14 protein-coding genes are annotated in these 12,447 nt (G+C 33.6%); 10 read left to right on the top strand and 4 right to left on the bottom strand.

The features are described 5' to 3' along the window. Positions 1 to 20 precede the first annotated feature (20 nt). From F8154_RS04600 to F8154_RS04585, 4 genes are all read left to right on the top strand, one after another. Positions 21 to 698, top strand: coding sequence for a cell division ATP-binding protein FtsE (locus F8154_RS04600; protein WP_151860425.1), 678 nt, complete (start codon positions 21 to 23; stop codon positions 696 to 698). Then, on the top strand, positions 695 to 1,582 hold the full coding sequence (locus tag F8154_RS04595; protein ID WP_151860424.1) for a cell division protein FtsX: 888 nt from the start codon (positions 695 to 697) through the stop codon (positions 1,580 to 1,582). The genes F8154_RS04600 and F8154_RS04595 overlap by 4 nt, the downstream gene beginning before the upstream one ends. A gap of 27 nt (positions 1,583 to 1,609) precedes the next feature. Then, on the top strand, positions 1,610 to 2,101 hold the full coding sequence (locus F8154_RS04590) for a flavodoxin family protein (protein WP_151860423.1): 492 nt from the start codon (positions 1,610 to 1,612) through the stop codon (positions 2,099 to 2,101). Positions 2,102 to 2,202: 101 nt separating this feature from the next. Further along, positions 2,203 to 3,129: a M15 family metallopeptidase gene (locus F8154_RS04585; RefSeq protein WP_151860422.1), complete on the top strand. Its 927-nt coding sequence runs from the start codon at positions 2,203 to 2,205 to the stop codon at positions 3,127 to 3,129. A gap of 124 nt (positions 3,130 to 3,253) precedes the next feature. Here F8154_RS04585 and F8154_RS15030 read toward each other — a convergent pair whose 3' ends face one another. Beyond that, positions 3,254 to 4,012 (bottom strand): LysM peptidoglycan-binding domain-containing protein, encoded by a 759-nt coding sequence (locus F8154_RS15030; protein ID WP_192930162.1) that lies wholly within the window; start codon positions 4,010 to 4,012, stop codon positions 3,254 to 3,256. A gap of 191 nt (positions 4,013 to 4,203) precedes the next feature. On the opposite strand from F8154_RS15030, the gene F8154_RS04570 reads away from it, so the two are divergent. From F8154_RS04570 to F8154_RS04545, 6 genes are all read left to right on the top strand, one after another. Beyond that, positions 4,204 to 4,716: a GNAT family N-acetyltransferase gene (locus F8154_RS04570; RefSeq protein ID WP_151860421.1), complete on the top strand. Its 513-nt coding sequence runs from the start codon at positions 4,204 to 4,206 to the stop codon at positions 4,714 to 4,716. Between the two features lie 114 nt (positions 4,717 to 4,830). Then, complete coding sequence (locus F8154_RS04565; protein ID WP_243141168.1) at positions 4,831 to 5,283, top strand: MarR family winged helix-turn-helix transcriptional regulator; 453 nt, start codon at positions 4,831 to 4,833, stop codon at positions 5,281 to 5,283. Positions 5,284 to 5,313: 30 nt separating this feature from the next. Beyond that, complete coding sequence (locus F8154_RS04560) at positions 5,314 to 5,706, top strand: FMN-binding protein (protein WP_151860420.1); 393 nt, start codon at positions 5,314 to 5,316, stop codon at positions 5,704 to 5,706. 24 nt (positions 5,707 to 5,730) lie between these two features. Beyond that, on the top strand, positions 5,731 to 6,207 hold the full coding sequence (locus F8154_RS04555; protein ID WP_151860419.1) for a flavodoxin domain-containing protein: 477 nt from the start codon (positions 5,731 to 5,733) through the stop codon (positions 6,205 to 6,207). Positions 6,208 to 6,221: 14 nt separating this feature from the next. Continuing rightward, on the top strand, positions 6,222 to 6,791 hold the full coding sequence (locus F8154_RS04550) for an NAD(P)H-dependent oxidoreductase (RefSeq protein ID WP_151860418.1): 570 nt from the start codon (positions 6,222 to 6,224) through the stop codon (positions 6,789 to 6,791). Beyond that, positions 6,785 to 7,453 carry a hypothetical protein gene (locus tag F8154_RS04545; protein WP_151860417.1) on the top strand — a complete coding sequence of 223 codons (669 nt, stop codon included), beginning with the start codon at positions 6,785 to 6,787 and terminating at the stop codon, positions 7,451 to 7,453. Before F8154_RS04550 ends, F8154_RS04545 begins: the two co-directional genes overlap by 7 nt. Before the next feature lie 23 nt (positions 7,454 to 7,476). Here F8154_RS04545 and F8154_RS04540 read toward each other — a convergent pair whose 3' ends face one another. From F8154_RS04540 to F8154_RS04530, 3 genes are all read right to left on the bottom strand, one after another. Continuing rightward, positions 7,477 to 8,547 (bottom strand): baeRF3 domain-containing protein, encoded by a 1,071-nt coding sequence (locus F8154_RS04540; RefSeq protein WP_151860416.1) that lies wholly within the window; start codon positions 8,545 to 8,547, stop codon positions 7,477 to 7,479. Between the two features lie 118 nt (positions 8,548 to 8,665). Beyond that, positions 8,666 to 10,609: an HD domain-containing phosphohydrolase gene (locus tag F8154_RS04535; protein WP_192930160.1), complete on the bottom strand. Its 1,944-nt coding sequence runs from the start codon at positions 10,607 to 10,609 to the stop codon at positions 8,666 to 8,668. Positions 10,610 to 10,995: 386 nt separating this feature from the next. Further along, positions 10,996 to 12,369, bottom strand: coding sequence for a pyridoxal-phosphate dependent enzyme (locus F8154_RS04530; protein WP_151860414.1), 1,374 nt, complete (start codon positions 12,367 to 12,369; stop codon positions 10,996 to 10,998). Between the last annotated feature and the right edge of the window lie 78 nt (positions 12,370 to 12,447).

Below are 12,447 nucleotides of genomic sequence, written 5' to 3'. Positions count from 1 at the left end.
ACTAAGGGGGAGGACAAACGATGATTGAAGGAAAAAGCATTTACTTAAGATATCCCGATGGCACTATGGCCCTAAAGGATATTAATATAGATATAAAAGCAGGAGAAATGGTTTATATTACAGGTGTCAGCGGATCAGGTAAAACAAGCCTATTAAAATTACTTATGGGAATAGAATTTCCTACTTCTGGTTTACTGAAAATACTAGGTCAAACAATGGAGAAGGAAGAGGCCAGTAATATTAGAAGGCTAAGGTTAAAGCTAGGACCAGTATTTCAAGAATTTCGGCTAATTAAAGGTAGGACAGCAATTGAAAATGTTATGCTAGGAATGAGATTTCTGAACCTTACACCTAGTGAAATTAAAAGGGCCTCCCACGATGCAATGGAGAAGGTGGGGCTGGAGCATAAGCTATTGACTCCAGTGGAAAACCTGTCTTTTGGTGAAAGTCAAAGAGTTGCTATTGCAAGGGCTGTGGCAAGAAAACCATCATTAATACTAGCTGATGAGCCTACTGGTAATTTAGATGTTGATAATGCTGTGAATATATTGGAGCTTTTGGAGTCATTCAAAGACATAAATACCTCGGTGATTATTACAACCCATGCAACCCATTTGATTAAAAATAGTAATTATGACAAGTTAATTCATATAAATAATGGAAATATATATTGTGAGAGTTTGGGGTGTAGCATATGAAAAGCATTTTATTTAATATAGGATATTTTATTAAGGAGGCTAAAACCCTATTTAAAATAAATCTCTTATCCAATGTTTTTACTATATTCAGTACAGGCTTAATTTTATTTATTTTATCAATGGTTATATCCGGCTGGTGGATCAGTAACGAAGTTGTTAGGGTTATTGAAAAAGAATCAGAAATAAATATATATTACGATGAAGGAATTGTAAAGGACGATGCCCTTAAGCTGGCTGAAGAAATAAAAGGCCATGAGGGGGTGCTGGAGGCAAGGATAGTAAAAAAGGAGGAAGCCTTAAAAAGAATGGAGGAAATATTAGGGAAGGAGGCACAGGTATTAGAGTTTTTTGAGGATAATCCCTTCAGCGGTTTTATAGAGGCTAAAATCGATTTAAATACAATTGATTCGGTTATAGAAGATGTTGAAGAAATGTATGGTATAACTTATATTAGGGATAATAGAGAGGTGCTAGATAGATTATATAGCATTTCAAAAATATTAAGGATATTGGGAGTAATAGTAGTTGTGGCTGTTGGTATTACAACTCTATTTATTATTTCCCACATTATTCGCTTAGGTATTTATAACAATAGAGAAGAGATAAGAACCTTACGGTTGCTTGGGGCTCCAGAAGGCTTTATAGCCACACCCTTTTTATTAGAGGGGGTGCTCTTAACTATAGGGGGAGGGGCTTTAGCAATAATACTATCAAACTTAACCCTAGAGCATTTGTTTACTATGATGGTAGGTCCACTTCCCTTTATCCCTCTACCACCCGTAGAATCACTAAAAACAGGACTAGTTATTATAACTACATTGTTAAGCATTTTTTTAGGAATTGCTGGGGGTATTTTTGGGCTAGTATCATCAAAAGTCAAATAATAATTAATATTTAAGGAGTGAATAGTAATGAAATCAATAGTTGTTTATTATTCCTTTGAAGGCAACACCAACCTTATTGCTGAAGTTATGGCAGAAGCTATTGGTGCTGACCTCCTTAGACTAAAGCCTAAAAAGGAAATAAAATCTAGGGGCTTTGGAAAGTACCTCTGGGGTGGTAGTCAAGTTGTAATGAATAAAAAGCCAGAATTGGAGACCTTCAAACAGGATTTACAGGACTATGACCTAATAATTATTGGAACTCCAGTATGGGCTTGGACCTATGCACCTCCCATAGCTTCATTACTGGAAAAAGCTAATCTTAAAAATAAAAGCGTTGGGTTATTCAGCTGTCATGGAGGGCAAATAGGTAAAACCTTTATTAATCTAAAAAAAAGGCTAGCTGATAGTAATATACTTGGAGAAATAGACTTCTTTGAACCACTATCTAATTATCAAACATTAGCTAGAGAAAAGGCAGAAAAGTGGGCTAAGGATATAGCTGGAAAAGCTATAGAATAGCTAACAACATTGATTTAAAAGGCTTTTTCTGCTATACTCAATAGTATATTTGATAAGCAAAATGACATAAAATAATAGACAAAATTAAGGAGAATATACCAATGAAAAAGGGGACTATAGCTTTTTTAACCATTCTACTGGTTGTAATGGTGTTTGGTTTAGTAAGAATGAATTTTAAGGAGCCAGTAGAGGCAGAAGGCTTTGAGGAAGTTACTGAAGAACAAACAGAAGCTAACCAAGAGGCTACAGAAGAAGCTGAAGAAACAGCTGCAATTGAAGAGGCAGAAGAAAATCAAGAGGCTGAAGCTGATCAAGCTGAAGAGGTTGAAATTGATGAAGCAGAAACCAATGGCGAAGAATCAGTAGAGGCTGTAGCTGATAACAATCAAGAGGTTGAAGAAAACCACAAGGAGGAAGAAAATATAGTTAATGTTGAAGACCCAGAGGATATATTGGTGCTTGTCAATAAAGAAAGACAACTACCTTCAGACTATGTTCCAAGTGATTTAGTTATACCTAATGTAAGCTTTTCCTTTAGTGAGGACTTACCAAAGAAGTATATGAGGAAGGTAGCTGCTGAAGCATTAGAGGAGCTATTTGATGAGGCAGAGAAGGATGCTATTGAGCTGTTTGCTGTATCGGGTTACCGCTCCTACAGTCGACAAAAATCAATATTTGAAGCTAATGTAAGGCGTAAGGGAGAAAAGGAAGCCAATAAAACTAGTGCCTTTCCAGGACAAAGTGAGCATCAAACAGGACTTGCAATGGATGTTAGCAGCAGAAGTGTAGCCTTAAGGCTAACAGAAGAGCTAGGTAATGTTAAAGAGGGTATTTGGTTAAAGGAAAATGCCCACAGATTTGGTTTTATTATTAGATATCCAAAGGGAAAAGAAACAACCACTGGCTACACCTATGAACCATGGCATTTAAGGTATGTTGGAAAAGAAGAGGCCGAAGCAATTTACAGCAGTGATATTACTTTAGAAGAGTATCTAGGCTTTGAATATTCAAGAAGGGATATTTACTAAAGGCTTTATCTTTTCCTAAAACATAGCATATAGATTACAAACCGCTTAAGTAAAGGGTTGCTAAAGGAAGAATAAAAAAGAGTCAAAAAAGACCTATATTAGTATAGGCCTTTTTTTGACTCCTTTAAGATGCTGGTATACAAATAACCTGACCGATCTGAAGGTTATCTGGATTCACATTGGGATTAGCCCTCCTAATTGCATCAACTGTAGTATTAAATCTTCTAGCAAGATTAAAGAAGGTATCACCAGCTACTATAGTATAGGCAGTGGTTCCCGTGGGGCAAGCTGGAGGTGGAGGAGTGTCACAGTCTATACCAAGTGCAGTCCAAGTTAAAACACCTACTATACCATCAGCAGATAGCCCTTTACTTTCTTGAAAAGCAATAACTGCAGCTTTAGTTCTGGGCCCATAAATTCCATCTATAGGTCCTGGATCAAATCCAGCGTCCCTCAATAATCTTTGAAGCCTTTCTACATCAGCACCTCTGCTGCCCTCCCTCAACGTAGGACAAGAAACGGTTGGCGGTGGAACAACTGGTATGCAAATAATTTGACCAATAAATAATCTATCGGGATCTACACCAGGGTTTGCTTCTAATAGAGCATCAACTGAGATGTTTTTATCTCTAGCTATACTAAAGAATGTATCCCCTACCTTAATGGTGTAGGGAGTTGTTCCTGTTGGGCATGTAGTTGGTGTTGGTATACAAATTCTCTGACCAATCATTAACATTAGCGGATTAATATTTGGGTTAGCGGCAATTATGGCTTGAACAGTTGTATTGAAACGAATAGCTAAACTAAAGTAATTATCCCCAGCCTGAATAATATATGGTGCTGTACCAGCAGGACAAGGTAATTGATTATAGTAGTAGTACATTTGATTTCCTCCTTTTCACATATAAAATATACTATGGTAGGATAGTATACTATAGTATATTCAGTCAAAATCAATAGGTTCTTCATATGATTTGTGTATAACCGTTAATAGATGTTTTATTAGTAGTCGATTGCTTTTGTCTATAACTAACTATAAAATATAGGTAAAGCAAAACAAAGGGGGAGTGGCTTATCACTAAAGTAGTTATTGAGGATGAGACTATTAGGCTATGCTATACAACTGAAGGAGATATTGATGATGTGTTGAGTATAGAAGAAGTACAGCATGATCATCAAAAGAGACGATATGTATATTTATGGTCAAGGGAAAGGCATCTTAAGTCTATTGAAATGAAGGATGAGCTACATTTGATTATTAGAGCCAGTAACAGTACAGAGATAATTGGCTATGTAATTTTATCGGGATTAGAAGGTAAAGATGATGTTATATCATTGGACAGAATTGCTCTAAAACATAAGGGAAAGGGTTATGGAAGAAAATGTGTAAGACTAATAAAAGAGCTGTGCTTTAATAAACTTAATTGTAATCGTCTATGGTTGGATGTTTTTGAATACAATGAAAGAGCAATAAAGCTATATATAAGCGAAGGCTTTACACATGAAGGAACCCTAAGAAAATGTAAAAAGCATAACAATCAATATTACTCTTTGAACATTATGTCTATACTAAGGGAGGAGTATTAAAGCTTTTATAGGCTGTACTAATTTAAAAAATAACATAAAAATGCTTGACAGAAATACAAAAAGGTAATATATTACTTATGTAGGTAATGTATTACCTTTTTTAGGAGGTGTTCTATGGAAATAAGAGATGATTTGCACATGGAAAAGCATATATTTGGAAGTATTTTTGTATTAGCAAATAAGCTACAGGTAGTACTAGATAGGGAACTTGCAAAGTTTGACATGACTACAAAGCAGTGGCTTATGACGGCAGTAATTGAGGAGTTTTTTGATAGTCCACCAACCCTTAAAGAAGTCTCACGTGTAATGGGCTCTTCACATCAAAATGTTAAGCAAATTGCACTTAAGCTAGAAAAGAAGGGATATTTAGCACTAGAAAAAGATAATAATGATAAACGGGTTATTAGACTTAGATTAACTGAAAAAAGCTATTCCTTCTGGAGTCAACGTGAACCAGACAGTGACCTTTTTCTAAGGGAGCTTTTTAGAGACATTAAGGATGAAGAATTAGTAAGGATGTATAGAGGTATATACAAGCTATCATCAAAGATAGAGGAAACGGAGTAAAACTATAAAGAAAACAAAGGGGATAGTAAAATGAAGAAGCTTTTTAAAATATTAGGCATAATATTTGCTACAATGCTTGCTTTAATGGTTGTAGATATGATTATACTTAATTCAATGGGACTATTAGAGGAGTCACCAGAAATTGTAGTTAATGATGTGGATTTAAGCCAGGTTAGCGATGGAGCCTATACTGGAGAATGTGATGCTGGGCTTGTTAAGGTGTCGGTAGTGGTAGAGGTAAAGGACAATAAAATTACCGATATAACAATAGAAAGACATCAAAATGGACTAGGTGGAAAAGCGGAAAAGGTGATAGATAGTATATTAGAAAAACAGTCCTTAAATGTAGACGTAATTAGTGGAGCTACAGTTAGCAGTAATGCCATAAGCAAAGCTGTTGAAAATGCTCTTACAGTTAATTAAGAAAAAAATATGAGGGGGATTATAATGAAAACTTTAATTGTCTATTCAACAAAATATGGTGCTACAGAAAAATGTGCTGAAATACTTGCAAAAAAGCTAGCTGGTGAAGTTGACTGCATCAATTTAAAAACTAAAAATAATATTGATTTATCCACGTATGAAACAGTAATTATTGGTGGGTCAATTTATATTGGTAGCATACAAAAAGAGGTGACAAGCTTTTGCAAAGATAATCTTAAGGCCTTAAAAAATAAACAGCTGGGGTTATATATTTGCTGCATGAGAGATGAAAAAGAAGCCTTAGATCAATTGTATAGTTCCTTTCCACAAGAGCTTACTGAAAAGGCTAAAGCAAAGGAGGTTTTTGGTGGAGAGTTTACTATAAGTAAAATGAGCTTTATTGATAGATTTATAACAAAGAAGGTTGCAAAGACCAATAAAGATACAGCGAAATACTTATATGATAATATTGAAAGGTTTGCAGAATTAATGAATAAGTAAAAGGGGGAAAAGATTTGGATTGGGTAATACTTGATGGCTCAAGTAAAGATAACATCAGTGCAAGAAGAGTTACAGATTTATTAACGAGGAACTTAGAAAACAAAAAAATTACCTACAACTATTTTGATTTAGAGGATATGAATATATTAGCATGTACTGGCTGTGGATCATGTGGAAGTAAAACTCCAGGAAGATGTGGCTTTGAAGATGAGATACCTAGTATTATTAAAGCCATAGCCAATAGTAAAGGTATAATCCTCCTTACGCCAATTACATTTGGAGGGTACTCATCTCTATTAAAAAAAGCAGTAGATAAGTTTACTCTAATTGGCTTACCCCTTTACACTGTAAAGAATGGCAATCTATTGCATCCTATGCGCTATGGGTATCATAATCTAATTGGAGTTGGTGTTGGAAAAGATACTACTGAAGGCCAAAAGCAGGCATTTAAGCTGTTGATAGAAAGAAATGCGTTGAATATGCAGTCTCCCCATCACAAAGCAATAACTATTAGCTTAAATAATAAATCTGCAGAGGCTGAAAATGAGATAATGGATTTGGTTAAGGAGGTGTCGGCATGGTAGCTAAAAAGATTATTCTTGTAAATGGAAGCGTTAGAAGAAATAAAACCTCCTATAGCTTTGCAAGAACTATTAAAGCACTATCAGAAAAAAGAGATAGCAATGCTGATATTATTAATGCAATAGATTATTTTAAAGGTAAGTCTAGTTTGGAAGATTTAGAGGAGCTTATCAATAATTGTCATATAATAGGTTTTATTGCACCAGTGTACGTTGATACACTACCATATCCAACAATATGGTTTTTAGAAGAGCTTTCAAAAAAATATGGTGAAGAGCTGAAGGGTAAGGGGACCTTTGCAATTGGTCAGTGTGGATTTCCAGAAATCCGCTTCTGTCAATCGGTGCTTGATGCCTGTAGATCCTTTGCAGAAGACCATAATATGACCTGGCTAGGAGGCTTAGGCTATGGTGGTGGGGCAATGTTAGATGGTGCCTTGCTTGAGGATTTAGGCAAAAAGGGTGAAAAAATGATATTAGCATTTGATTATGCTATCGACAATATTCTAAAGGGAGAAAAAATTCCAGCAAAATCTCAAGAGTTGCTGACGGTTAAAATACCTAAGATATTATATTGGCCCTTAGCTCTATACTTAAATTATAAGAGCCGTAAAATATCACTGCAAATGGGTGCCACTAATATAGAAGAAAAACCCTATATATAGTTGCCCCTTAAAGGCTTCGACATTTAATACTTTAAGATACCGTAGCAGTAGCTATCCAGTGCTTTACCATGATTTACTTCATATACCTTACCACCGTTTAAAAAAGTATGGGTTGCAGCAAAATTAATTAGATCTATCGAATTAGGCTTTCTATCCTCATATAAAATAATATCATTTGAATAGGGTTTGTATGTACCCCATTGCCGTACTCCAGCAGTAACAAGTAGTGTTTTAATTCTACCATTATAAGCAGAGGAAATAGCCTTTTCAATACAGTTACATACCTGTTTTGATTCACTTTTATGTTTATATTCTTCTTGGGCTTTATGGATAGGCTTATTAAAATATGCTTCAAGTAGTTCCAAACCCTTACCATGAAGCTCATCTACACTTAAATCATCTGAGTTTCCTAATATAACCTTTTTATGTATATTGATTTGGGGTTGTAGCTCCTTGAATATTGATAGTATATAGTCTACACCAGCTAATATTATAGGAGCATCCTTTACGTCAATATATTTAAGTAAGCTGCTGCTAACATGCTGTAAAAATTTACAAATACCCTTCTTGCTATCCTCGCAATCTATGCCATTACTCTGGTATACAGATTCCCATTTGTTATTTATATCATTATTGATTTCCTTGGAGCTATACTTTGTACAATGTATTAATCTAATTTTTTGTTGACTTAGTGCTAATATATAAAAATCCGTATCTGCTACAAAAAATTTAAGCAATGGTTGTATATAAAGTCCTTTAGATAGAATAACTAGTTGCTTAAAGCCTATAGGTAATCTATAATAATCTATTTCCTCGGAGGTTATAAAAATCCATAGACCTTCCTTTTGATAGCTCCAAAACATAGAATTATCAACTAAGTCGTAGGCAGATCTTAAAAACTGATGAGCTTTTTTGGAGGAAAAGCCATCCTTTTGTAGCTCTATTTTTGCTATATCCAATAGATTTTTAAGACTAATACTACCAACCGATGCTTCCTTACCCACCTGTGCTGTTGGAATAAATATAGATACACATTTTTCATTGTAGTTTTCTTTGATTAAGCTGGTAAGTAAGTCCTTAGTTAAATAGTTCATTTATTAGCCTCCTCTAATAACACCGTATCAATACCATGAATATTAATACACATTATAATTCTAATTACCCCAACAAAAGCTTAATAAACAACAAAATCTAGTTTTATTAAACTAGATTCTAATTAAGGTCTTCATATACTTCTCTTATGCTACCAATTGATGCATTAAATATCTTAATTAACTCGGGGTCAAAATGACTACCAGATCCAATATTAATTTGCTTTACTGAATCTTTAAAGCTTAAGGGCTCTTTGTATATTCTTTTTGATGATAGGGCATCGAACACATCTGCTATTGCCACAATTCTTGCTGCTAAAGGAATAGATACACCAGATAACCCTTCAGGATATCCAGAACCATCCCATCGCTCATGATGATATCTTGTAATAGTAATCGCCATTTCAAAGAAATTCTTATTGAATATTTGCAAGCTATCCTTTAGACCTACTAATAAATCTGCTCCGATGGTTGAATGAGCTTTCATAATATCCCATTCTTCTGAGGTTAGTTTTCCAGGCTTTTTTAGAATGCAGTCTGGAATAGCAACTTTACCAATATCATGTACAGCAGCATAGTTTTCTACATCATTTATAAAGCTTTGCTTAATAGAATAATCCTTGTGGGGGTGATTAATAAGCTTTGAAGCTATTATTTTAGAATAAGCTGTCATACGCTTAATGTGGTCCCCAGTTTCGTAATCCTTTTTCTCAACTATATCTGCAAAGGTTTTTGTTACATTAGTAAACATTAGCTTTGTTAAATATGTTTTGTTTATAATAGAGGATAATTCATAAGCAATGTTTTTACCTAGTCTTAAAGCTTTTTCATCGTAATTGTTTTCCTTAATAGAGCTAAAGAAGATGAAACCAACAACGGTTTTATTTGTCGTTATAGGTATTATCATATTAGATTTTATACCCTCATCCCTTAATAGCTGTAGGGATTTACTATCCGGCCGTTTAATCAGCTGTTGATCAATATCATGGGTAATTATAGGTCTGTTTTCTTTAATTAAATCAGTTAAGGTTGTATCCTTTAAACTAACCTCAAAGCCTGGTCCAAGTAGTACTCTATTATACTTAAAAACACCATGCTCTGCTATAATCTTTTCTTGAGGGTAATTGATAAAGGCCACACCAATTCTGTCGGTTTTCAAGGGCTTATGTATTATCTTAAAAATATTATCAATCACATCCTCCAGCATAAATTCACTACTGGAGATTTGCTTTATTTCATCTATTATCTTTTGCTCTTGAAAAACACCTTCTACAAATTTTTTCACCTGAATTTCCTCTTTGAAAATTCCATGGATTTTCGGTAAATTATTAATATCGTAATCATGGGCATAGAGCATATTAAAGCTTTTCACTACAAAGGGAATGTCAGTCCTTAATAGTTTAATAAGTACAGCTGTTAAAACAATAATTATTGCAAGTGTTATCATAAAGGATAAAAAAACTATAGATATATATTTTGTGATAAGGGATCTTTGTAGGCTTCTAAAGCTATCTAAGGAGCTATCTATTTCCACCTTTAGCTTATCGTAGTTTAATGCTGTTTTTCTTATGGCACTTGAATCTAATCTATAAATATTTACTATCTCGCTTTTGGGCATGCTGTTGAAGCTTAATATAAAATAATCTGTATTATTTAAAACACTATTAATATCTTTTGACAATATTCTAAATTCATTTGTACCATTTAATATAATTCGGCTGTTAAAGTCCTCTAACATTTCTTCTAAAACTGAGGTAGTAGTCAATAAGGCATCAGTTTTCTCGGTTAGTTTGCTATAATTACTTAAATAGGCTTCCAACAATCTATCGTATCTATCAGAATCCATAGGCTGATTAGAGCTTGTTTGGTTTTCGATATTGTTTATAACCTTAAGTGGTAAGTTAATATCGTTATGTATGTTTTGAGACAAGATAATTGCTTTATATAAATCCTCAAGGTCATTATAGACACTATTTACATAAAAAAAGTTAAGTAGACTAACACTTATTAATATGATTAGTACAATAACTAAAATTACTGTAATTATTCCTCTTAAACTATTCATTGTACCTCCTTTAGTAGGGATTTTGAATTTTGCTAACATCGTCAAAAAATAACAAATTCCTACATTGCTATTATAATATATATCAATGTCAATATTATTATAAAGGTTGAAACAGCATAATTTATTATGTTTGTTTATTTTATTAATATATGTCATATATACCACTTTGATATTTGCATACTCACTCTATTAATAATAATTTGTTAAAATAATATCGAAATATATAAGAATATGACTAAAAAAAAGCCTAGACTACTTTAAATTACTAATAGCAGGTGTTTATGTTAATTTTTTATTAACACCTTGCTTTTAATAAATAAAAATCTCTACATAAAAAATAGCCACCAACACTAAAGCTAATTAGTATGGTGACTATAATATTTTGTTTATCGGGATTGATGAATCATTCTTAGATAGGATTTTTTAAAGCCCATTTTTTCATAAAGCTTTATAGCTCTATTGTTGTCTTTTTCAACATGTAATGAGATATTTCCACCAGAAAGCTCAATAGCCTTTCTTAGAAGCTGTGTAGCTATTCCACGACCCTTAATAGTGCGTTTTGTAGCTATATAGCCTAGGTGATAGGTTGGTATAAAATTCTCAAAGCCAGTATGTACAATAACAGATATACCAGACAATTGGTTGTTATAAAAGGACATTAACACGAAGCCTGTTTCAAATGCTTGCTCTAAGGCTTCTTTAATCTCATAAAGAGGATCTGTATACTCCATTAGCCATTCATCTATATTGCTTACAATCTCGTCTATAGACATATCAACTTCATTTCTAGTAACCCTTCTGACGTCTAAATCAACTCTTCCGTCATTCAGCAGAATTACATGATTACCATTAGAAATATTACCTTTTTCTACTTCCTTCATAAATCCTGCAATAGCATAGCCATTTTCTGTACTAAACTTAATATTTTCTATCTTTTTAAACTTACCTGTGTACTTTAATAGTTCCTCTTCGGTAATACCAGTAATTGTTCCGTTAGCATCATATATTGAATCTAATGCATCTTGAGCTATAGAGCTATTAAAATTGAGTAAGTGTCTGTTATATCTAGTAACTTTTATTTTTTCATTAGGCAACGGCTTGATCTTTAGTGAATTTTTTTTGTAGGATTCATAAATTACATTTCCTTCATTTATAGTACAATTGTACAGCTTAGGTAGTTTCTTAATATGGTTATTAATCCAAAGCTGCCTAAAGCCTAAGTGTAGTCCAGACACTGAAAAACCGTAACTCATAAGTGAAAACACAGTATCAATTTCTTCCTTTACCTGGTTGTGTAGCTCTTGGGAAATGAAGGATAATGCAGTCATATTTAAAATATTATTCTCCATTCCTAAGGTGGCATTATACCATCCGTGTTTTTCACTCATTTCAGAGCAATAGTTTACACATTCAGCTTGTGTTTTTCCACATTCAACAAGTTTAATGTTCTCCTTATTAAACAGTTTGTTTTTTAATGCCCTACTGCTTGTAGGGAATGCAAAAACACATTCCACATCATAAAATTGTGATATTAAAGCAAGGGAGTTGGACAATGGACCTGGTGTACCCATGCAAATAGTTCTTTTATTTATAGATACTGCATCCTTTATTAATAAATGTGCTAATCGGTCGAAACGTTGACCTGATGGATTATTACCCTCTAACTTAAGATATATTTTCGATATACCTAATTCCTTTTCTAGGTTTTCTGCTCTCACCAAGGGGGTTTTTCCCACCATGTTGATAATAGTATTCTTCATCGAATTCCTCCTTATAGTTTGTACTAATTATAGATATATACCAAATATTTAAATATATACCCCAAAAAATTCTAGCCA

Source organism: Alkaliphilus pronyensis, from assembly GCF_009017275.1.
Classification (GTDB): Bacteria; Bacillota; Clostridia; order Peptostreptococcales; family Natronincolaceae; genus Alkaliphilus_C; species Alkaliphilus_C pronyensis.
Note: the sequence above shows the minus strand (reverse complement) of the source record. Positions and strands in the feature narration are given on the sequence as shown.